The organism is Streptomyces sp. NPDC050161 (assembly GCF_044460025.1).
GTDB lineage: Bacteria > Actinomycetota > Actinomycetes > Streptomycetales > Streptomycetaceae > Streptomyces.
The window spans coordinates 42,269-63,852 of the sequence record NZ_JBITJM010000028.1 but is presented as its reverse complement, the minus strand read 5'-3'; the positions used below and the strand labels follow the sequence as shown (position 1 = coordinate 63,852).

At 72.6% G+C, this 21,584-nt stretch carries 15 protein-coding genes and 1 pseudogene; 3 read left to right on the top strand and 13 right to left on the bottom strand.

All coding sequences use genetic code 11. The annotated features are described in order from the left end of the window. Positions 1–173 precede the first annotated feature (173 nt). Together tmk and topA are read right to left on the bottom strand one after the other, a co-directional pair. The gene (gene tmk / locus ACIBK8_RS32200; protein WP_399045824.1) at positions 174–3,632 is read right to left on the bottom strand and encodes a dTMP kinase; all 3,459 of its coding nucleotides are present in this window, start codon (positions 3,630–3,632) and stop codon (positions 174–176) included. Between the two features lie 142 nt (positions 3,633–3,774). Next, complete coding sequence (topA, locus tag ACIBK8_RS32195) at positions 3,775–6,612, bottom strand: type I DNA topoisomerase (protein WP_399045822.1); 2,838 nt, start codon at positions 6,610–6,612, stop codon at positions 3,775–3,777. Positions 6,613–7,011: 399 nt separating this feature from the next. Between topA and ACIBK8_RS32190 the strand changes: the two genes are divergently transcribed. Then, a complete protein-coding gene (locus ACIBK8_RS32190; protein ID WP_399045821.1) occupies positions 7,012–7,722 on the top strand; it encodes a hypothetical protein in 711 nt (236 codons plus the stop codon). Positions 7,723–7,736: 14 nt separating this feature from the next. Then, complete coding sequence (locus tag ACIBK8_RS32185) at positions 7,737–8,183, top strand: DUF2752 domain-containing protein (protein WP_399045831.1); 447 nt, start codon at positions 7,737–7,739, stop codon at positions 8,181–8,183. 30 nt (positions 8,184–8,213) lie between these two features. Here ACIBK8_RS32185 and ACIBK8_RS32180 read toward each other — a convergent pair whose 3' ends face one another. From ACIBK8_RS32180 to bldG, 6 genes are all read right to left on the bottom strand, one after another. Continuing rightward, positions 8,214–8,618 carry a hypothetical protein gene (locus tag ACIBK8_RS32180; protein WP_399045820.1) on the bottom strand — a complete coding sequence of 135 codons (405 nt, stop codon included), beginning with the start codon at positions 8,616–8,618 and terminating at the stop codon, positions 8,214–8,216. 171 nt (positions 8,619–8,789) lie between these two features. Then, positions 8,790–10,328 carry a methyltransferase gene (locus tag ACIBK8_RS32175; RefSeq protein ID WP_399045818.1) on the bottom strand — a complete coding sequence of 513 codons (1,539 nt, stop codon included), beginning with the start codon at positions 10,326–10,328 and terminating at the stop codon, positions 8,790–8,792. Positions 10,329–10,544: 216 nt separating this feature from the next. Then, a complete protein-coding gene (locus ACIBK8_RS32170; RefSeq protein WP_399045816.1) occupies positions 10,545–11,129 on the bottom strand; it encodes a small secreted protein in 585 nt (194 codons plus the stop codon). Positions 11,130–11,333: 204 nt separating this feature from the next. After that, on the bottom strand, positions 11,334–13,730 hold the full coding sequence (locus ACIBK8_RS32165; protein WP_399045814.1) for a sodium-translocating pyrophosphatase: 2,397 nt from the start codon (positions 13,728–13,730) through the stop codon (positions 11,334–11,336). 704 nt (positions 13,731–14,434) lie between these two features. Then, a complete protein-coding gene (locus ACIBK8_RS32160) occupies positions 14,435–14,869 on the bottom strand; it encodes an ATP-binding protein (protein ID WP_399045812.1) in 435 nt (144 codons plus the stop codon). A gap of 107 nt (positions 14,870–14,976) precedes the next feature. Then, positions 14,977–15,318 carry an anti-sigma factor antagonist BldG gene (gene bldG / locus ACIBK8_RS32155; protein WP_004571875.1) on the bottom strand — a complete coding sequence of 114 codons (342 nt, stop codon included), beginning with the start codon at positions 15,316–15,318 and terminating at the stop codon, positions 14,977–14,979. Positions 15,319–15,399: 81 nt separating this feature from the next. Here bldG and ACIBK8_RS32150 point away from each other — a divergent pair, with 81 nt between their 5' ends. Continuing rightward, complete coding sequence (locus ACIBK8_RS32150; RefSeq protein ID WP_399045811.1) at positions 15,400–17,886, top strand: DEAD/DEAH box helicase; 2,487 nt, start codon at positions 15,400–15,402, stop codon at positions 17,884–17,886. A gap of 143 nt (positions 17,887–18,029) precedes the next feature. On the opposite strand, the pseudogene ACIBK8_RS32145 reads toward ACIBK8_RS32150, so the two are convergent. The 5 genes and pseudogenes from ACIBK8_RS32145 to ACIBK8_RS32125 form a co-directional block, all read right to left on the bottom strand. Next, positions 18,030–18,299, bottom strand: a pseudogene (locus tag ACIBK8_RS32145) (Rv3654c family TadE-like protein); the annotation flags it as partial. A 49-nt stretch (positions 18,300–18,348) separates the two neighbouring features. Then, complete coding sequence (locus ACIBK8_RS32140; RefSeq protein ID WP_399045809.1) at positions 18,349–18,669, bottom strand: TadE family type IV pilus minor pilin; 321 nt, start codon at positions 18,667–18,669, stop codon at positions 18,349–18,351. Between the two features lie 499 nt (positions 18,670–19,168). Next, positions 19,169–19,354 carry a DUF4244 domain-containing protein gene (locus ACIBK8_RS32135; RefSeq protein ID WP_399045807.1) on the bottom strand — a complete coding sequence of 62 codons (186 nt, stop codon included), beginning with the start codon at positions 19,352–19,354 and terminating at the stop codon, positions 19,169–19,171. A 153-nt stretch (positions 19,355–19,507) separates the two neighbouring features. Further along, complete coding sequence (locus ACIBK8_RS32130) at positions 19,508–20,341, bottom strand: type II secretion system F family protein (protein WP_399045806.1); 834 nt, start codon at positions 20,339–20,341, stop codon at positions 19,508–19,510. Then, positions 20,338–21,459: a type II secretion system F family protein gene (locus tag ACIBK8_RS32125; RefSeq protein ID WP_399045829.1), complete on the bottom strand. Its 1,122-nt coding sequence runs from the start codon at positions 21,457–21,459 to the stop codon at positions 20,338–20,340. Before ACIBK8_RS32125 ends, ACIBK8_RS32130 begins: the two co-directional genes overlap by 4 nt. Positions 21,460–21,584 lie beyond the last annotated feature (125 nt).

Genomic DNA, 21,584 nt, shown 5'->3' with positions numbered 1-21,584 from the left:
CCGCCCGCGGCGCCCCCTGTGCGCGGCGCGCTGGCGCGGCCGGCTCGCCCTCCGGGGGCCGTCGTCCAGCGCCGAGCCGCGCCCCGCGCTGCGCGCGCCGCCCCCCCCCCCCCCCCACGGCCGATTTCCCGAGCGGACGGAGCGAAGGGGGCGGATGGCGAAAGAGCCGGCCGTCAGCCCCGCTGCCCCCGGCGCCCGTTGTCGCCCGTCCCGCGGCCCTGGTTCTCGTCGGAGCGCGACCCGAAGAGTTCGTCGGCCAGCGTCGGCAGATCGTCCAGCGGCGTCTCCTCCGCCCACTCCGGGCGGCGGCGGGGACGCGGCTGCGGCGCTTCCACCGGGCGGCCCGTCTCCGGGTCGATCTGCGGGAGTTCGCGGGTGCGCTCGGCGCCGGACTCGGCGGGCGCGGACGGCCGTCGGCCCGCCGCGCCACGGGCGTCACCGGACGCGGCCTGCTCGTCCGCACGGAACATCCACGACGGCACCCGGTCCGCCGGGTCACCGTCCCGGGAGCCACGCTCGTCCCGCGCGCCACCGGCCGGCACCGAGGGCAGCACGCTGGTCTCCTCGGCGTCCGAACCGATGGCCGCACGCGGCAGCACGCTGGTCTCCTCGGCGTCCGAGCTGAAGGCCGCGCGCGGCAGCACCGTGGTCTCGTCGGCCGCCCCTGAGGCGTTCGTCCCTGAGGCGTCCGCCCCCGAGGCGTCCGTTCCCGGCCACGGCAGCGAAGCCGTCCGCTCGCTGTCCGAAGCGTCGCCGGAGGCCGACGACGATCCCGAGCCCGAACCGGACGAGGAACCGGACCCGCGCCCTCCGGACGATCCGGCGCCACCCGAGCCGCTGCCCGGGGCACCCGGAGCGCCCCCGGAACCCGCGACGCCCGAGCCGCCGTCGCCGTTGCCTCCGTTGCCGTTCTGCCCGTCGCCGTTCGCCCCGTCGCCGCCGTCAACGGCCGTCCGCTTGTGCAGATCGGCGACCGGCGTCTCCGTGGTCGGCGCATCGGCCTTCGCGGCAGCCTCCGCAGCCGCCTTCGCCTCCGCAGCGGCAGCCTCCTCGGCCGCCGCGACCCGGGCCTGTTCGGCACGGAGCAGGGCTTCCTCGGCCTTCCGCTGCTTCTCCAGGCGGCGCTCCTCCGCCTCCGCGCGCAGCCGCGCCTCCTCCTCGGCACGCTTGCGCAGCCGCTCCTGCTCCTCGGCGCGCGCCCGCTCCTCGGCCTCGCGGCGCTTGCGCTCCGCCTCCGCCGCCTGGCGGGCCTCCTCCGCGCGCTGCCGCGCCTCCTCGGCCTGGCGGGCGGCCTCGCGCGCCTTGGCCGCCTCCAGCTCCTGGCGCTTGCGCTCCTCTTCCTCGGCGCGCAGCTTGGCGAGCTGTTCCTGGCGCTCACGCTCCAGGCGCTCCTCCTCGGCCTTGCGCGCGGCCTCTTCCTCCGCCTTGCGCCTGGCCTCTTCCTCGGCGGCCTTACGGGCCTCCTCCTGGGCCTTGACCTCGGCGTCCGACAGCGGCAGCACCTGGTCGAGGCGGTGCCGTACGACCGTGGTGACGGCCTCCGGGTCCTGGCCCGCGTCGACGACCAGATAGCGCGCCGGGTCGGCGGCGGCCAGCGTCAGGAAGCCGGCCCGCACCCGCTCGTGGAACTCGGCGGGCTCGGACTCCATCCGGTCGGGCGCCTCGGTGAAGCGTTCGCGCGCGGTCTCGGGCGAGACGTCGAGCAGCACGGTCAGGTGCGGCACGAGCCCGTCGGTCGCCCAGCGGGAGATCCGGGCGATCTCGGTGGGCGCGAGGTGGCGCCCGGCGCCCTGGTAGGCGACCGAGGAGTCGATGTACCGGTCGGTGATGACGATCGCGCCGCGCTCCAGGGCGGGCCGGATGACGCTGTCGACGTGCTCGGCGCGGTCTGCGGCGAACATCAGCGCCTCGGCGCGGTCCGAGAGCCCGGACGTGGAGACGTCCAGGATGATCGAACGCAGCCGCTTGCCGATGGCGGTCGCGCCCGGCTCGCGGGTCACCACGACCTCGTGTCCCTTGCCGCGGATCCACTCGGCGAGCGCCTCGACCTGGGTGGACTTGCCGGCCCCGTCGCCGCCCTCCAGGGCGATGAAGAACCCGGTGTCGGCCGGCGCCTGGTCCGGGTCGCCGCCGCGCAGCGCCTCGCGCAGGTCGCGGCGGAGCGGAACACCGTGCCGGTCGTCGACCTTGCCGAGCACCCAGGCGGCGACCGGCAGCAGCAGCGCGCCGACCAGCATCAGGGTGAACGCGGCGCCGCCGTGGTCGAAGACGAAGGCACCGTCCCCGAGGCGGTGCGGGCCGATCACCGCGGCCAGCAGCGGCGCGACGATGACGGCCAGCGCGACGGCGGTCCGCACGACGGCGTGCAGATGCGCGGTCGTCCGGGCGGCACGGGACTCCTCGGCCTCCTGCTCCAGCAGGACGTGGCCGGTGTTGGCGGCGATCCCGGCGCTGACACCGGCGACCAGGGCCAGCAGCAGCACCGTGGTCGGGTCCGGCACCAGGCCCATGGCCAGCAGCGCGAGGCCGGTCACGGCCACCGCCAGGGCCAGCAGCCGCCGCCTCGACAGCGCGGGCAGCACCTTGCGGGCGCCGCGGATACCGGCCACCGGGCCGCCCGTCAGCACCAGTACCAGGAGCGCGAACATGACCGGGCCGCCCACCAGGTCGTAGCCGTGCAGCGCGGCCAGCGAAACGGCCGCGGCGATCGCGGCGGCCACCGCGGCGCAGGCGAGCACCAGCAGCGGGATCGCGCCGGTGCGCCCCTTGTCGACACTGCTTCCGGCCTTGGGGCGGCGCAGTCCCTCCAGAGGGGAGCGCGGACGCGGCGTCTGCCCACCGGGCAGTTCGATGAAGTAGAGGATCGATACGGAAGCGGCGAACAGGCCGGCCGCCACATAGGAGCCCAGAGCCACCTGGTGCACGTGGAACCACTCGATGCCGGTGCCCAGCAGCTTCCCGATGAGCGTGACGACCACCAGGGCGGCGGCTGCGATCGGCAGCGCGACGAATCCCGTCCGCAGCGAGAGCCGGCGCAGCGCCTCCATGTTGTCGGGGAGCGGCCTGACGGCGGCGCCCTCCGGCGGCGGCGCGGGCAGCAGACCGGGCGCCGCGCCCTCCCGTGCGACGGTCCAGAAGCGCTCGGCGACGCCGACCACGAAGACCGTGATCAGCAGCCAGGCGAGCGCGTCACCCCGGGTCCAGTCGATCCACAGGGGCGCGACGACCAGCAGCGCGACCCGGACGATGTCCGCGCCGATCATCGTCCAGCGCCGGTCGAGCGGCCCGGAAGGCGCGGTCAGCGACGACAGCGGCCCCAGCAGGACCGCCCCGAAGAGCAGGGTCGCCAGCATCCTGGCGGCGAAGACGACGGTGACCGCCAGGGCGGCGCCCCGATAGCCACCGCCGAAAGCGGCCTCCCCTCCCAGGGGTACGTACAGCGCCGCCTGAAGGGCGAGCAGTACCAGGACGAACATGGACAGGGCATCGCCGATGCCCCCGACGAACTGGGCGCTCCACAACCGCTTCAGCGGGGGGAAGCGGAGCAGGGCTCGCACGGCGCGCTCGCGGGAATCCGCGGCAAGGGCGCCTGAAGTGGGGGTCACGACCGTTGGCTGCTCGGCACGCGTCATCCCGCCAGCCTATCGGCAGGGCGCGCGGGAGCGGGCCCCGCCCGAACAAAGGGGCGGGCCCGGCGGAGCTCCGTCCGCCTTGCCCGCCCTTGTCCCCACCGCACGGCGGCGGCACGGCATCGGCCGCCCCGCCGCCCGCGGCTCAGTCCTCGCTCGACGCCGTCTTCGCCGCCGCGGTCTTCTTCGCCGGCGCCTTCTTGGCCGTCGTCTTCTTGGCGGCGGTGGTCTTCTTCGCCGCGGTCTTCTTGGCGGTCGTCTTCTTCGCCGCCGTCTTCTTGGCCGGCGCCTTCTTGGCCGCCTTCTTGGCGGTCTTCTTCGCCGGCCCCTTGGCCCGCTTCTCCGCCAGCAGCTCGTAGCCGCGCTCCGGCGTGATCGTCTCGACGTCGTCGTCCCGGCGCAGCGTCGCGTTGGTCTCGCCGTCCGTGACGTACGCGCCGAACCTGCCGTCCTTGACCACCACCGGCTTCTCGCTGACCGGGTCGGTGCCCAGCTCCTTCAGCGGCGGCTTGGCGGCGGCCCGGCCGCGCTGCTTGGGCTGGGCGTAGATCGCCAGCGCCTCGTCGACGGTGATCGAGAAGAGCTGCTCCTCGTTCTCCAGGGAGCGCGAGTCGGTGCCCTTCTTGAGGTACGGGCCGTAGCGGCCGTTCTGCGCGGTGATCTCCACGCCCTCGGCGTCCGTGCCGACGACCCGCGGCAGCGACATCAGCTTGAGCGCGTCCTGGAGGGTCACCGTGTCCAGGGACATCGACTTGAAGAGCGAGGCCGTCCGCGGCTTGACCGCGTTCTTGCCGGTCTTCGGCGTGCCCTCGGGCAGGATCTCGGTGACGTACGGACCGTAGCGGCCGTCCTTGGCGACGATCTCGTTGCCGCTGACCGGGTCCTTGCCCAGTTCGAAGTCGCCGCTGGGCTTGGCCAGCAGCTCCTCGGCCAGCTCCACGGTCAGCTCGTCGGGCGCCAGGTCGTCGGGGACATCGGCGCGCTGGTGGCCCTCGGCGTCCTTCTCCCCGCGCTCGACGTACGGGCCGTAGCGGCCGACCCGCAGCTTGATGTCGTCGCCGACGGGGAAGGACGAGATCTCCCGGGCGTCGATCGCGCCCAGGTCCGTGACCAGCTCCTTCAGCCCGCCGAGGTGGTCGCCGTCGCCGTTGCCCGCGTCCGACGCGGCACCCTCGGCCTCGCCCTCACCGAAGTAGAAGCGCCGCAGCCACGGCACGGACTGCGCCTCGCCCCGCGCGATGCGGTCGAGGTCGCCTTCCATCCTGGCGGTGAAGTCGTAGTCGACGAGCCGGCCGAAGTGCTTCTCCAGGAGGTTGACCACCGCGAAGGAGAGGAACGACGGGACGAGCGCGGTGCCCTTCTTGAAGACATAGCCGCGGTCGAGGATCGTGCCGATGATCGACGCGTACGTCGAAGGGCGGCCGATCTCGCGCTCTTCCAGCTCCTTGACCAGCGTGGCCTCGGTGTAGCGGGCCGGCGGCTTGGTGGCGTGCCCGTCCGCGGTGATCTCCCGGGCGGAGAGCGCGTCGCCCTCGGCGACCTGCGGCAGCCGCCGCTCGCGGTCGTCCAGCTCGGCGTTCGGGTCGTCGGCGCCCTCGACGTACGCCTTCATGAAGCCGTGGAAGGTGATGGTCTTGCCGGACGCGCTGAACTCGGCGTCCCGGCCGTCGGCGGCCCGGCCACCGATCTTGACCGTGACGGAGTTGCCCGTCGCGTCCTTCATCTGAGAAGCGACGGTCCGCTTCCAGATCAGCTCGTAGAGCTTGAACTGGTCGCCGGTCAGGCCCGTCTCGGCCGGGGTGCGGAAGCGGTCGCCCGACGGACGGATCGCTTCGTGCGCCTCCTGCGCGTTCTTGACCTTGCCCGCGTAGCTGCGCGGCTTCTCCGGCAGGTAGTTGGCGCCGTACAGCTGCGTCACCTGCGTGCGGGCCGCGGAGATCGCGGTGTCCGACAGCGTGGTGGAGTCCGTACGCATGTAGGTGATGAAGCCGTTCTCGTACAGCTTCTGCGCCACCTGCATCGTCGACTTGGCGCCGAAGCCGAGCTTGCGGCTGGCCTCCTGCTGGAGGGTGGTCGTACGGAACGGCGCGTACGGGGAGCGGCGGTACGGCTTGGACTCGACCGAGCGGACCGCGAAGTCGGTGTTCTCCAGGCCCGCCGCCAGCGCCCGCGCGTTCGCCTCGTCGAGGTGCAGCACGGCGTCGCCCTTGAGCCGGCCGTCCGAGCCGAAGTCACGGCCCTGGGCGACCCGGCGGCCGTCGACGGTGGTCAGACGGGCGGTGAGGGTGGACGGGTCCGAGGCGTCGCCGGCCCGACCGGTGCCGAACGTGCCGGTCAGGTCCCAGTATTCGGCGGAGCGGAAGGCGATCCGCTCGCGCTCCCGCTCGACGACGAGCCGGGTGGCGACGGACTGCACGCGGCCGGCCGACAGCCGGGGCATGACCTTCTTCCACAGGACCGGCGAGACCTCGTAGCCGTAGAGGCGGTCAAGGATCCGGCGGGTCTCCTGTGCGTCGACGAGCTTCTTGTTCAGCTCGCGCGGATGGGCCACGGCGTCCCGGATGGCGTCCTTGGTGATCTCGTGGAAGACCATCCGGTGGACCGGGACCTTGGGCTTGAGGATCTCCTGGAGATGCCAGGCGATGGCCTCGCCCTCGCGGTCCTCATCGGTGGCGAGGAAGAGTTCGTCGGACTCGGCCAGCAGCTCCTTGAGCTTCTTGACCTGGTCCTTCTTGTCGCTGTTCACGACGTAGATGGGCTGGAAATCAGCGTCGACGTTCACACCGAGACGGGCCCACGGCTCGCCCTTGTACTTCGCCGGGACCTCTGCCGCGCCGTTGGGAAGGTCGCGGATGTGCCCGACACTGGCCTCGACCACATAGCCGGGGCCGAGATAGCCCTTGATCGTCTTCGCCTTGGCAGGCGACTCGACGATGACGAGTCGGCGGCAGCCGCCCTCTGCGGTCTCGTTGGTCGGGGACAACTTGCTCTTCTCTCCGGTCGACGCCTGGGGATACCCCCAGGCGAAAGCGCTGGAGGCGGACACTGCGGTGTCGCTTGACGCTGCGGAGTGTGACGGTACCTCCCGCCCCCGTGTCAAACGGAAAAACCCCGCAACGCCACTCGAACGGTAACCCGACTACATGCCTTCATGCCGCCCGGACCGCACTCGGCGCCCGCGCCGGGGCTGCGACGATCACCGGGCGCTCCCCTTCCCCGCCCGCATCCCGGCGCCGCGCTCCCCTCCCCCGTGTCACAAGCGGGCTGCGGAAGCCCGCTCACCGTGATACCCGGCGGCGGGCGCTGGCAGGATGGGCCGGGCACGGCTCACCGCTCGGGCCGGACACTGCCGTCTCACGCACACTCGGGGGTCAGATCACTCATGGCGAACCAGTATCCCGGCCCGCCGCAGGACGAACCCGGTCGGAATCCGTACGCCGCCCCGCAGCCCGGCGGCCCCGCCGACGCGTCCGGTGGCACCGGCGGATACGGCTCCCCGCAGGGCGGCAGGCCAGGAGAACCCGGCTACGGCTACCCGCAGGCCCCGCCGCAGCCCGGATACGGATATCCGCAGGCTCCGCCGCAGCCACCGCAGCCCGGATACGACTACCCGGGCGGCGCGCCCCAGCACGCACCCCAGCAGCAGACCCCGCCGCAGCCGCCCGTGCCCCCGGCCGCGCCGGCCTTCCCGCCGGGCACGCCGCCGCAGCCCGGCGGCGCCTTCCCGGTCCCGCAGCCTCAGATGGGCGGCGGCATGACGATGTCGATCGGCGACATCGCGGTGACCGGCGACACGATCATGACTCCGTCGGGCCCGATGCCCCTCAAGGGCGCCATATGGACGGCCACCGACATGTCCCGCACCGAGGAGAAGATCCCCGCGCACGCGGTGGTGCTGGCCATCGTCTTCTTCCTCTTCTGTCTGCTCGGCCTCCTCTTCCTCCTGATGAAGGAGCGCATCACCACCGGCTTCGTGCAGGTCACGGTGAACAGCGGCGGACGGCACCACTCCACGATGGTTCCGGTGCAGTCCCGCGAGCAGGTCATGTTCGTCCTCAACCAGGTCAATCACGCCCGTTCGCTGAGCCTGTGACCGCCACCGACCCGATGCCAGGACCCGCTGCCACCGGCCACGGCCCCGAGCCCGCGCCGCCCGACGACGCCCGCGCGATCCGGAAGCGCACCATCCGCCTGGCCTGCCTCACGCTCGGCGCCGGCGCGGCGGGCGCCGGGTACCTCTGGCACACCAATCCGCACGAGCCGGGACACCTGCTGCCCGGCTGCCCGTTCCGGTGGCTGACCGGCCTGCTCTGCCCGCTGTGCGGCGGCACCCGTCTCGCGTACGACCTGCTGCACGGCGATGTCGTGGCGGCGTTCCACGACAACGCCGTGCTGCTCACCCTCGGGGTGCCCACCGCCGCGTACGCCATCGGGCGCTCGCTGCTCGCCGGGCTGCGCGGACGGCGCTACCGGCTACGGCTCACACAGCGGAGCAGCGCCGTGGTGCTGGGCATCGCCCTGGTGTGGACGATCGGCCGCAATCTCGTCGGCTGAGCGCGGCACGGCGGCGGGCCGGAGTCCCGTTCAGCGCACGGTGACCGAGACCACCGGCGAGACGGTGCTGTTCACCGCGGTCCTGAGCTGGTTCACGCCCTTGATGCCGAGCTTGACCCGCACCGAGTAGCTGCCGGTGGCGTTGACCGGGGTCTGGGCGGGCAGCGAGACCCACTTGGTGCCCTGCTTCTGCTGGACGGTGACCTTGGTGCCTGCCTTGATGCCGTGCGCCGTACCGGATATGCGGAACTCCTCCCAGGCGTGCACCGAGGACGCGCCGGCCTTGGCGGTGAGCGAAGCCGTCGCCGGAGCGGTCGCCACCACGGGGGTGGGCGAGTGCAGCTGAGCGGGCGCGGCGAACGCGGCGGCCGACCCACCGGCGATGAGCGAAACGGCGATCACGCCGACGGCGGTCATTCGGAATGCTCGGTTCATGGCTTTCCTCACTGGCGGGCTGGACGGAACGGACAGGCGCGGGTGACCGGCCTTCACCGAGGAAAACGGTGCTTTTGCCGACCGGGTTCCCTTTCGTCGTCCCGAACCGCCCGCTCCCGGAGATCTGGCCGGATGTGAACACCCCGCCCGCCCTTGCCCGTTGGCCCGGCGTCAGGCCCCCGCGGCCACCGGCTCCAGGAAGCCCTGCTCGACCAGCGTCCGGATCGCGTCCGGCGTACGGTCACGCAGCAGAACCGGGTCCTCGCCGACGAGTTGGGCGATGGCGTCCAGAATCCGCCCGGCGGGCAGCGAGCCGTCGCACACCCCGGCGAACCCGGCGCCGACCGTGTCCACCTTCGTGGCCCGGCGCATCCCGCGGTTCTGCCGCAGCACCACGTGCTCCGGGTCCTCCGCGCCCGGCAGCCCGACCTGCTCCTGCACCACCTCGCCCGCGAGCCGGAAATGCCCGGCCAGCAGCGCCGCGTCGTCCGTCCTGCGCAGATAGTCCTGCCGCTCGAAGTACCGCGCGACGGTCTCGCCGAGCGGCTGCTCCACCGGGTGCGGCCACTCCTCGACCGTGACGGACGGGTCGTCGGCACCGGACTTGCGCAGCGTGATCCAGCCGAAGCCGACGGCCCGGGTCCTGCGCGCGGCGAACTCGTCCAGCCAGGCGTCGTAGCGCGCGGCGTACGCCTCCGGGCCCGCGCGGTGGTCGCCGCCGTCCCGCAGCCACAGCTCGGCGTACTGCGTGACGTCCTGCACCTCACGCTGCACGATCCAGGCGTCGCAGCCGGCCGGCACCCACGAGCGCAGCCGGTCCTGCCACTCCTCGCCCTCCACGTGCTGCCAATTGGCCAGCAGCTGGCAGTGGCCGCCGTCGTTCAGATGCGCCGCGGCCTGCTGGACCAGGGTGCGGCAGAGGTCGTCGCCGCCCATCCCGCCATCCCGGTAGGTGAGCCGGGCACCGGGGGAGATCACGAACGGCGGGTTGGACACGATCAGGTCGTACGTCGCCTCGCCGACCGGCTCGAACATCGACCCCTCGCGCAGCTCCGCGGGCTGCGCCCCGGAGAGCGCCAGTGTCAGCGCGGCGATCCGCAGCGCCCTGGGGTTGAGGTCGGTGGCCGTGACCTGGGTCGCGTGCTGGGCGGCGTGCAGCGCCTGGATGCCGGAGCCGGTGCCGAGGTCGAGCGCCTTGCCGACCGGGGTGCGGGTGGTGATCCCGGCGAGCGTCGTGGACGCGCCGCCGACGCCGAGCACCAGCTGCGAGCGGTCCACACCGCCGCCGCCCTGGATGCCGCCCGCGCCGCCGACCGCGCAGCCCAGGTCGGAGACGATCCACCAGTCCTGCCCCTCCGGGCCGCTGTACGGGCGGACGTCGACGCTCGCGCGCACCTCGTCGCCGTCCTGGACCAGCCAGCCGTCGGCGAGGCAGTCGCTCACCGGCAGCACGGCCCGTGCCCGCGCCTGCGGCACCGGACGCTGCAACAGGAACAGCCGCACCAGGGTCTCCAGCGGCCCGTCGCCCCGGGTGGCGCGCAGCGCGGGCACGGTCTCGCTGCGGGCCAGCGCGGCGTAGGCGGGCGCGCCGAGCAGCTCCAGCAGGCCGTCGGCGGTGAAGGCCGCGGCGAGCAGCGCTGCACGCAGCCGTTCGGTACGGGCGCTGCTCTCGGGATCCTGGGCATCTGCGGTGGGGAGGTGCGTACTCACCGCTCCATTGTCAGCCCAACCACTGACAATCGACGACGGCCCGGCGGCGCACCCCTCTCGGGCGCGTCGCCGGGCCGTACACCGGTCCCGGAAGGCGCGTTCCTGCCGCGCTCTTCCGTGCCGCCCGCCGCGCCGGGCCGATGCCGTGGCCCACGCGGCGGCTGAGTACCGGACGCTCTCCTGACGCGGCGGCGTCACGGAGCCTCCGGGCCCGCCCTACGCCTTCTTGGACGGCGCCCCGGACGGGGAGGCGGACGCGTTCTGGTTCTGGCAGCCCTTCTGGCCCGCCATGGCCTTGCCCACGTCGCCGGACTCCAGCTTCTTGAAGGCCGCCTCGCTCTGCTGGTTGAGCTTGTTGATGCCGTTGGAGAGATCCCGCAGGCCGTCGGCGAACTTCAGTTTGTCGCTGGTGTTGAGCGCGTCGACGTCCTTCTTCAGGCTCGCGTACCCCTTGGAGAGCTCGTTGAGTTCCTTGACGGCGTTCTTCTGGGCCGCTTCGCCTCCGTCGCTCGGCGGGGCGCCGGCGTTGTTGAGCGACTTGGCCAGCGCCGCGTAGGCGTCGGAGATCTTCTGGAAGGCCGCGGAGTCGGTCTGCTGGACCTTCTTGGAGTCCGTGCTGCCGTCGTCCGCCGTCTGCATCGCAGCGTTGGCGTCCTGGATCTTCTTGAACTGTGCCTGCGCGGGGTCGCAGAACTTCTTGGCCCAGTCGTCGTGTTTCTTGCTGCTGTCGTCGCTGCACCCGGTCAGCGCGAGCATCAGTGCCGCACCGCCGGACAGTGCGGCCACAAGCTTCTTGTTCACCGGATCGGCCCCTTCCATGGCTCTCGGCCCCGGAACATACACGGCCAAAGGGCCTGCTCCGCGAGTCGGCCGTCCCCCATGTCCCGCATTGCAGCCATTTGCACCAAGGGCTGGAGGGCCACCCGGCTCCGCACGACGACGGGTGGCCGGCGCATCCCCGATGCACCGGCCACCCGTCTGTTGAGCCGTCAGACGGCCCTTCCGCTAGGAAGCCACAACCGTCTCGGCGGGCTTGGCCGCTTTCTCGGAGTTGCTTTCGTCACCCACGGCGATTCCGCGCCTCTTGGAGACGTAAACCGCGCCCACGATGACCACGAGGGCGAGCACCGCGACGCCGATCCGCACCCCGGTGTTCTTGTCGGCGCCGTAGCTGAACTTCACCACGGCCGGGGCGATCAGCAGTGCCACCAGGTTCATGACCTTCAGCAGCGGGTTGATCGCGGGGCCAGCGGTGTCCTTGAACGGGTCGCCCACCGTGTCGCCGATGACCGTCGCGGCATGCGCCTCGCTGCCCTTGCCGCCGAAGTTCCCGTCCTCGACGAGCTTCTTGGCGTTGTCCCAGGCACCACCGGAGTTCGACAGGAACACCGCCATCAGCGTGCCCGCGCCGATCGCGCCCGCCAGGAACGAGCCGAGCGCGCCGACGCCGAGTGCGAAACCGACGGCGATCGGGGTGAGCACCGCAAGCAGCCCCGGGGTGGCCAGTTCGCGCAGCGCGTCCTTGGTGCAGATGTCGACGACCCGCCCGTACTCGGGCTGCTCGGTGTAGTCCATGATCCCGGGGTGCTCGCGGAACTGCCTGCGCACCTCGAAGACCACCGAACCCGCCGACCGGGACACCGCGTTGATGGCGAGACCCGAGAACAGGAAGACCACCGCTGCGCCCAGGATCAGCCCCACCAGGTTGTTGGGCTGCGAGATGTCCAGGCTCAGACCCATCCCCTTCGCGGCCTTGCCGACGCCCTGCACCGCGTTGGCGATCGCGTCCCGGTACGAGCCGAAGAGCGCCGCCGCCGCCAGCACCGCGGTGGCGATGGCGATCCCCTTGGTGATGGCCTTGGTGGTGTTGCCGACCGCGTCCAGGTCGGTGAGCACCTGCGCGCCGTCGCCGGTGACGTCGCCCGACATCTCCGCGATGCCCTGCGCGTTGTCGGAGACCGGGCCGAAGGTGTCCATCGCCACGATCACGCCGACCGTGGTGAGCAGCCCGGTACCGGCCAGCGCCACCGCGAACAGCGCCAGCATGATGGACGCGCCGCCCAGCAGGAACGCCCCGTAGACGGCCAGTCCGATCAGCACCGCCGAGTAGACCGCCGACTCCAGGCCGAGGGAGATCCCGGAGAGGACGACGGTGGCGGGGCCCGTCAGCGAGGTCTTGCCGATGTCCTGCACCGGCCGCCTGCTGGTCTCCGTGAAGTAGCCGGTGAGCTGCTGGATCAGCGCGGCGAGCACGATGCCGATGGCGACCGCCACCAGTGCGAGGATCCGCGGATCGCCGTCCCTGGCGAGGATCTCGGTGTCGGTGACACCCGCCAGCCCCTGGTAGGTGGACGGCAGGTAGGTGAACACCGCGACGGCCACCAGGACCAGCGAGATTCCGGCGGAGATGAAGAAGCCGCGGTTGATGGCCGTCATCCCGCTGCGGTCGGAGCGGCGGGGCGCCACGACGAAGATCCCGATCATCGCGGTGAGCACGCCGATGGCCGGGACCAGCAGCGGGAACGCGAGCCCGGCGTTGCCGAAGGCCGCCGTGCCGAGGATGAGCGCGGCGACCAGCGTCACGGCGTACGACTCGAACAGGTCGGCCGCCATGCCGGCGCAGTCGCCGACGTTGTCGCCCACGTTGTCCGCGATGGTCGCCGCGTTGCGCGGGTCGTCCTCGGGGATGCCCTGCTCGACCTTGCCGACGAGGTCGGCGCCCACGTCGGCGGCCTTGGTGAAGATGCCGCCGCCGACCCTCATGAACATCGCGATCAGCGCGGCACCCAGGCCGAAGCCCTCCAGCACCTTGGGCGCGTCGACCGCGTACACGAGCACCACGCAGGACGCGCCGAGCAGGCCGAGCCCCACGGTGAACATGCCGACGACACCGCCGGTACGGAAAGCGATCTTCATGGCCTTGTGCGAAACGGCCGTCAGATCCCTTTCCCTGGTATCGCCTTCGTCCGGAGTCGCTTCCCGGGCAGCCGCCGCCACCCGCACATTGCTGCGTACGGCGAGCCACATGCCGATATAGCCGGTGGCCGCGGAGAATCCGGCGCCGATCAAGAAAAATCCACTGCGGCCCGCGCGCTGCGTCCAATTGTCCGCGGGCAGCAGCATGAGCAGGAAGAACACCACGACGGCGAATACGCCCAGGGTGCGCAACTGCCGTGCAAGGTAGGCATTTGCGCCTTCCTGCACCGCACTTGCGATCTTCTTCATACTGTCGGTTCCCTCGCCGGCCGCGAGCACCTGACGCACCAGGACCGCCGCGACAGCCAGTGCCGCCAGCGCGACGACGGCGATCACCAGCACGATGCTGCGGTTACCTGTCGTCAGTGACGGTCCGGCGAGAAAAGAGGGGGTGTCCAGCAACTGAGGGGTGTAAGGCCCCGCCATTCGTCCTCCTTGACGTTTGGCACATGGGCGCGCGGAAGCACGCTCAGGCGACCTGAGCAAGATGTGGACGGATTGTAGGGAGCCGCACGGCATCAAAACAGTGCGCCTGAAACGGAATTCGCCCATGGCCAGGAAGATCAAAAGGACGACGGTTCGATGAATTAGCTCGGACGAAGGAATGCGGCTAATTCGCTGACCTCTGACCGATGATCTCAGTGTCCTACTGAACGCCGCTGCTCACACGCCCCGCACGACACACCGCGACGGCCGCCGACGACGCGACGACGAAGACATCGGGGCTCCCCGCGCGACCGCCGAACGGGTACCCAGGAGGCACCGCCCGGATGGTGACCACCCGTCAGATCGAGTCCTGATCGGAACCCAGGAGAACGCCCCGGCGGGTCGCGCGGACGCCGGAAGCGGCGACGCCCCACACGGGAAGAGCCGACGGGCCACGGGGCCGGCGCCCCGCCCCGGATCACCGCGCACTGACTTAACGGACTTACCCGAATGGCTTGATCACGGTTGGTGCGAACGTGGCTGTCGCAGCCGGGCCACCGGCCCGCATCGCCCGGACATCACAGGCTGGGGGCACTCGGCAATCACCGCACATCCGGGATCGCCTGCAGAACGGACCGCGGACGGCTGCATTCGGCACGCCGGGCCCGATGGGCGCACCGGGTGTGGCCCGGCCGCCAGGGTCGCTACGGCGCGACGGGAGCCGCCGCCGTGGGCCAGCTCATACGGATCAGGCCGCCGCTCTCGCCCGAACTGACCTCGACGTCGTCGACGAGTCCGCTGATCACCGCGAGGCCCATCTCGTCCTCGCCCTCGCCGTCACCGCTCTCGGGCACGCCGTCGGAGCCGACCACCGGGCTTCCGGGGCCGCCGGGCACCTCGTCGCCCACCTCGATCGCGAACTTCTTCTCGTCCTCGATCAGCGCGACATGGACCGGCGCCTCGATGCCATGGCTCACGTGCAGGCCGACGGCCCGGCTGCACGCCTCACCGACGGCGAGCCGCACCTCGTCGAGCACGGCCTCGTCCACCCCGGCACGCCTCGCCACGGCAGCCGCTACCAGGCGCGCGGTCCGAACGTGTTCGGGAAGGGCGCTGAAGCGAAGTTCGACGGTGGCCATGCCATCCCCCTCGGTATGCGGACGTGCAACGCAGGGGGCCGGACCGCTACGTCCGGATCCCCCCACAACTCCCTCCCCGCGCCGGAGCGCGGGGCACCGCGAAGCCGTCAGTCAGTTGCTGCGACGGCTTCGTCGACCGAGGTGTGAATCGGGAACACCTTGGTCAGTCCGGTGATACGGAAGATCTTGAGAATGCGCTCCTGGTTGCACACCAGACGCAGCGAGCCTTCGTGGGCGCGCACACGCTTGAGCCCACCCACCAGCACGCCGAGCCCGGTGGAGTCCAGGAAGTCGACACGCTCCATGTCCACCACGAGGTGGTAGCTGCCGTCGTTCACAAGCTCGACCAGCTGCTCCCGCAGCTTGGGCGCGGTGTATACATCAATCTCGCCACCGACCTCGACGACCGTACGGTCGCCAACGGTCCGGGTCGACAGGGACAGGTCCACGGATCCTCCAGCACCTTGCTATCGAGCGGTCGCCCCCCTGGGGCCTCCCCACCGAAGGTAGGGGACGGATCGGCAGCCGCGATGGCATTCAATCACTTACCAGCAGGCGTGCACGACGCCCTTTCAGCATTGTCCGTCACACCGGTGACAGACTCGGTGCCGATGGCCTCCAATCGACTCCCGACGGATGCGGGCGCGAACCCCTCCCCTGGCATCATTCTCGACCGTCTCGCCAGGGGCGCGACCCGCGCTGCACGCATCACTCATACGGAGCACCTGCCCCCGCGCATCGGCAGCCATGCCGACTGGCCGGAACAGATCAGGCCGGAAGTGATCGCCGCGATCCGTGCCGCCGGAATCGAGCGCCCGTGGTCCCACCAGGCCAGGACGTCCGAACACGCGCTGCGCGGCGAATCGGTCGTCGTCGCCACCGGGACCGCGTCCGGCAAGTCCCTGGCGTACCTGGCTCCGGTCCTGTCCACCCTCCTGGACGGCTCCGAGCCTGCGCCGACGGGGCAACTCCCCCGGAACCGCGGCACGCTGCGAACCGGCGGGCGGGGGGCCACGGCGCTGTATCTGGCGCCCACGAAGGCGCTGGCGGCCGACCAGCGCCGGGCCGTACGCGAGCTGGCGGCCCCCCTCGGAACGGCGATCAGGCCCGCGGTCTACGACGGCGACACCCCGGTCGAAGAGCGCGAGTGGGTGCGCCAGTACGCCAACTACGTCCTGACCAACCCGGACATGCTGCACCGCGGCATCCTCCCGTCCCACCCCCGCTGGGCCTCCTTCCTGCGCGCCCTGCGCTACGTCGTGATCGATGAATGCCACTCCTACCGCGGGGTCTTCGGCTCCCACGTGGCCCAGGTCATCCGCCGGCTGCGCCGCGTCTGCGCCCGCTACGGCTCGGAGCCGGTCTTCCTGCTCGCCTCCGCCACCGCCGCGGAACCGGCCGAGGCAGCGAGCCGGCTGACCGGCCTGCCCGTGGTGGAGATCACGGAGGATTCCTCGCCGCGCGGCGAGGTCGTCTTCGCCCTGTGGGAGCCGCCGCTGACGGACCTGCACGGCGAACAGGGCGCTCCGGTCCGCCGCACCGCCACCGCGGAGACCGCCGACCTCCTGACCGACCTCGCGGTCCAGGGCGTACGGACCGTCGCCTTCGTCCGTTCCCGGCGCGGCGCCGAACTGATCGCGCTGATCGCCCAGGAACGGCTCGCGGAGGTGGACCGTTCGCTGCCGTCCCGGGTCGCCGCCTACCGCGGCGGCTACCTGCCCGAGGAACGGCGCGCCCTGGAACGCGCGCTGCACAGCGGCGACCTGCTCGGGCTCGCCGCCACCACCGCGCTGGAGCTGGGCGTGGACGTCTCCGGCCTCGACGCCGTCGTCATCGCCGGCTATCCGGGCACCCGCGCCTCGCTCTGGCAGCAGGCCGGCCGGGCGGGCCGCTCGGGCCAGGGCGCGCTCGCGATCCTCGTGGCCCGCGACGACCCTCTGGACACGTATCTCGTCCACCACCCCGAAGCCCTCTTCGACCAGCCCGTCGAGTCGACCGTCCTGGATCCCGACAACCCGTACGTCCTCGCCCCGCACCTGTGCGCCGCCGCCTCCGAACTCCCGCTCACCGAAGCGGACTTCGCGCTCTTCGGGCCGACGGCCGCGGGGCTGCTGCCCCAGCTGGAGGCGGCGAACCTGCTGCGTCGGCGCGCCACCGCGTGGCACTGGACCCGCCGCGAGCGCGCCTGCGACCTCACCGACATCCGGGGCCAGGGCGGCTCGCCGGTACAGATCGTGGAGACCGGCACCGGGCGCCTGTTGGGCACGGTGGACGCCGCCGCCGCGCACACCACCGTCCATGAGGGCGCGGTCCACCTCCATCAGGGGCGTACGTATGTCGTCGAGCGCTTCGACCTGGCGGACGACGTCGCCCTCGTCTCCGAGGCCAACCCGCCCTATTCCACGACGGCCCGCGACACCACCGCCATCTCCATCCTCGAAACCGAGACCGAAGTGCCCTGGGGAGACGGGCGGTTGTGCTTCGGTTCGGTCGAAGTGACCAACCAGGTCGTGTCCTTCCTCCGCCGCAAACTGATCTCCGGCGAAGTCCTGGGCGAGACCAAACTGGACCTCCCGCCTCGCACCTTGCGCACCCGTGCGGTGTGGTGGACGGTCACCGAGGACCAGCTCGACGCCGCACGCGTCAACCCCGAACAGCTCGGCGGTGCCCTGCACGCCGCCGAACACGCCTCGATCGGCCTGCTGCCGCTCTTCGCCACCTGCGACCGCTGGGACATCGGCGGCGTATCCATTCCCCTACATCCGGACACGCTGCTCCCCACGGTCTTCGTGTACGACGGCCATCCCGGCGGCGCGGGCTTCGCCGAACGCGCCTTCCACACCGCCGCGGAATGGCTCGCCGCCACCCGCCACGCCATCGCGTCCTGTGAGTGCGAGGCCGGCTGTCCGTCCTGCATCCAGTCGCCGAAGTGCGGCAACGGCAACGATCCGCTCCACAAGCGCGGCGCCATCCGGCTGCTCACCGAACTCCTCCGCGGGGCACCCGAGAACGCCTGAGCAGCGCGGTCGGTCTCGCCTTTCCTCGGTCGGCCGGCCCGCCTCGTGGTCTGCGCCTCCCCGCCGGGCGGGGCGGCGACCGGCGGCCCGGCCCGGGACCGTACCCGGGCGGTGAACGGCCGCCCGCCCGCCTCGGCCGATACGTCGGCGACCGCGGCGTCCAGCGAACAGCGCACCAAGCGGGTGTGCTGGGCAGCCGCGACCCGTCGCGCGACCGCGCAGGCCGCTCGTGGGCCCCGGTCGGCTCGGTCGGCCGCGGCCAGCGCGGCCAGGTCCGCCGCCCCGCCCGCCCGGTGGCGTGCCACGACGACCTGTCCCACGGCGATCAAGGCGGCGAAGACCGCGCACAGGGCCGCAGCGGCGAAGACCGTCCAGACCGTCGCCGAGCCTGCGTCGGCACCGGGCTGCCGCACCCCAGCCGAGCCGTCGCCACCGCGTCTCCCTCTCCACCTCACGGCTTCCTCACCGCACCGTTTCTTCGGCAAGTGCCACCGCCTCTCCGCCGACGTGCAGCGCCAGTTGGCCGATTCCGGGAAGCTCCGACTCGACGCGTACGCGCACCAGGTCTCCTTCGCGCGCCAGCGACACCCGCGCCCCCGGTGGCGCCGCCCCGCGAGCCGCCCGCAGTGCTGCCGCCCGCGGCTCGGATCGCGCGGCGGCCCGTGCACCGGCCCGCGCCGCGTCCACGCACTCGATACGGGCACAGGCCGCCATCAGCCCCCAGATCAGCGCCATCGCGACCACCATCAGCACCGGCATCACCAAGGCGGCCTCGGCCGTCACGAACCCCGCGTCACGCCCGGAGCAGCGCCCTGACCGCCCGCGGCCGTGGCGGAAGGTGTCGCCGGGATCACCCCGCGCACCGGGCCGGAAAGGGCCGGGGTGCGCCCGGGGACGCGCAGCGGGATCGCGCCTCTCCTCTGCCTCACGCGCCGCACCACCGCCCGAGCCGGCCGCCACCCCAGTTCCACAACGGCCTCCGGGCCCCGTATCCGTACGCCTGCCTCGGCACGCGCCCACACGGCCACCAGCACGGCCACGCGCACCCGCACGGGCGCACCCGCCGTTCTCCGCCTTGGTATCGGCACCGGCACCAACTCCGGCACCACGAGGCCCACGAGCCCCCAAGGCGCCGAAGCCCCGGCACCGCTCGACGATCCGTAAGTTCCTGCATGACCCGCTCCCCGTCGCTCCCCTGGCCCTCTTCGTCCTCGCGTGCGTCCTCGCTCCGGCGCGGACCCGCGGCCCTTCCCCCGCGCGCCGTCCGGTGCCCGGACACCCGTCAGAACTGCACATCGACCGCCCTCTCGATCACCGACCGGAGCGCCGCCTGGACCGTCGCGCTGGTCACGACCTTGTAGAGCACCGCGGCGAACGCGCACGCGGCGAGCGTGCCCACCGCGTACTCCGCGGTGGTCATCCCCCGGTCCCGCGCACCACGCGCCGCCACACGCCATCGTCGAAACATCGCCATCCCCCTTGAATCCGCTTCTTGAATTCGCTTCTTGAACAGTCGAGTTGCCCGCATGAGTCGATCGCGGGCCGCGGCCGGTTGCGCCCGGTACGGGCCGCAGCGACGCGACCGGAAACCCGGCCCCGCCGCGGCCACGACAAGGGCACGTCAGTCGTGACCCAGCAGCCCGTCCGCCAGACCGGTCAGCACGGGTGCCACCCCGAGCAACAGGAATGCCGGCAGGAAGCACGCGGCCAGCGGCAGCGTCACCAGGACCCCCGCGCGCCGTGCCCGGCCTGCCGCGGCCCGGACCCACTCCGCGCGCAGTTCGGCGGCGACACGGGAGGCCGCGTCCACCGCCGACACCCCGGATATTCCGGCCCGCTCCATGCACCGCGCCAGCTCCGCGGCGCCCGGAAGCACCGCCAATCTCGGCCAGACATTGGCCGGTTCACCACCCAGCCGCAGTTCCGCCGCGACCTGGCGCAGCCGTTCGCCGACGGTCCCGCCCAGTGACCGCCCCACCGCCTCGGCCGACTCGCGCGGCCCGGCGCCCGCCGCGAGACAGGCGGCCAGGAGGTCGCCGGCCGGGGCCAGCTCCTCACGCACCGCGGCCTGCGCCCGCCGCCCCTCCTCCGTGGCACGTTGTCTCCCGCGCCAGAGATACGCGCCGTATCCCGCCACCGGCCCTGCCACGACGCCCGCCGTCCCACCGACGAGAATGAGCACGAACCCGGCCACCCCCAACGGCCCCAGCCACTCCTTCGCCCGGCCGCTCAGCCGATGCCCGCCGCGCCGCCCCGCACTCTCCGCACCGCCCCGCCGTCGCCCCGCCCCGAGCCCCCGGGCCGCGGGGCTTCCGCCCAGCACCGCCGACGCCCTCCTGCGCACCCGCCCCCTTCTGCGCTCCTCCATGAGCGCTGTGCGCACGCACCACACCGCGCTCACCAGCGCCACGGCCACACAGGCCATCCCCAGCCTGTGGACAACTTCCGGACTCATGCCCTCCCCGCCTTCCCGCCCTGCCGCGTCCACTCCCCGTCCGCGCGACGCCCCTTCCCGTCCGGCTCCGCCCGGCCCACGGAAGCCGGCGGCAGGGCATCGGCGACGATCCGAGACGTCCATGCCACCCCGGCCCACTCCAGAAGGCCGCCGCTCACCAGGCACACCCAGCCGACCGGCGTGTGCAGCAGCACCCGGAGCGGGTCAGCTCCGAGGGCGCTGCCCATCAGGAGCCCGCAGACGGGCAGCAGCGCGAGCATCAGCGCGGTGGCACGCGGGCCCGCCAACTGCGCGCGCACTTCCTCCCGTTGGTCACGCTGCGCGCGAAGGCCGGCCGCGACCCGTTCCAGGCCCGAGGCCAGTCCGGCCCCGCCCTCCACCGCCACCTGCCAGCACGCCGCCACACCGGCCAGCCCGCCGGCTCCCGGCAGCCGCGCCGCCGCCCGCAGCGCCCGGGGCACGTCCCCGCCGTAACGCGCCGCCGCCATCACGGCCGAGCCCGCTTCCCCCAACCCCGACGCCCCCGCCGCCAGCAGCGCCTGGGCCGGCTGGCGCCCGGCCCGCAGCTCGCCTGCGGCCGACGCGCACAACGCGATCACCTCCGCCGCCCGCCGGTCACGCGCCCGCTCCGCGCCGTGGGCGCGAAGCCATCTGCCGACCACGAACACCGCCGCCATGGCGGCGAACACCGGCAACACCGACCCTCCCAGCACGCCGATCACCAGCCCCACGGGCAGGCACCACATCTCACGCCCGACGGACAGCCGCGAGCCGATCCGCCACCGCCGCCCCGAGGCCCCATCGGCGCCCTCCACCACGGTCACGACACCGGCGAAGCGTCCCTGGAGCCCGGCTCCGGGCCTGCCCCGCCACCACTCCCCTGCGGCGGACCGCCCCTCACAAGAAGCGCCTCCGGTCCCGGCCACCCCCTCGGCACTCTGTGCGCCACCGGACCCGACGCCTGCTCCCGGCGGATACGCGCGTCCGCCCGTTCCATGCACAGCCGCCACCGGGCCCGCGCCGCCCGCGAACATCTCCCGGGCCCGTCGCCCCGAGTCGTCCCGTCCGCCACTCGCCAGCCAGCCCGCGGCCCCCGCGCAGCACACCGCCACCCCCATGGCCACGGATCCGCCCTCCGACCCCCACACCGACCACATCTGCATCACCTCGTCACCCCCACACCGCGTCACTCGTATCGCCACACGCCACTCGCTCACCTCGGGCACCTCTACGCACCCGCCGC

Excerpts from the sequence above, each read along its gene's own strand:
- tmk (WP_399045824.1), bottom strand. The coding sequence starts at position 3,632 with ATGACGCGTGCCGAGCAGCCAACGGTCGTGACCCCCACTTCAGGCGCC.
- ACIBK8_RS32190 (WP_399045821.1), top strand. The coding sequence starts at position 7,012 with ATGGCGAACCAGTATCCCGGCCCGCCGCAGGACGAACCCGGTCGGAAT.
- ACIBK8_RS32185 (WP_399045831.1), top strand. The coding sequence starts at position 7,737 with ATGCCAGGACCCGCTGCCACCGGCCACGGCCCCGAGCCCGCGCCGCCC.
- ACIBK8_RS32180 (WP_399045820.1), bottom strand. The coding sequence starts at position 8,618 with ATGAACCGAGCATTCCGAATGACCGCCGTCGGCGTGATCGCCGTTTCG.
- ACIBK8_RS32165 (WP_399045814.1), bottom strand. The coding sequence starts at position 13,730 with ATGGCGGGGCCTTACACCCCTCAGTTGCTGGACACCCCCTCTTTTCTC.
- ACIBK8_RS32160 (WP_399045812.1), bottom strand. The coding sequence starts at position 14,869 with ATGGCCACCGTCGAACTTCGCTTCAGCGCCCTTCCCGAACACGTTCGG.
- ACIBK8_RS32150 (WP_399045811.1), top strand. The coding sequence starts at position 15,400 with ATGGCATTCAATCACTTACCAGCAGGCGTGCACGACGCCCTTTCAGCA.
- ACIBK8_RS32135 (WP_399045807.1), bottom strand. The coding sequence starts at position 19,354 with ATGTTTCGACGATGGCGTGTGGCGGCGCGTGGTGCGCGGGACCGGGGG.
- ACIBK8_RS32130 (WP_399045806.1), bottom strand. The coding sequence starts at position 20,341 with ATGAGTCCGGAAGTTGTCCACAGGCTGGGGATGGCCTGTGTGGCCGTG.
- ACIBK8_RS32125 (WP_399045829.1), bottom strand. The coding sequence starts at position 21,459 with ATGGGGGTGGCGGTGTGCTGCGCGGGGGCCGCGGGCTGGCTGGCGAGT.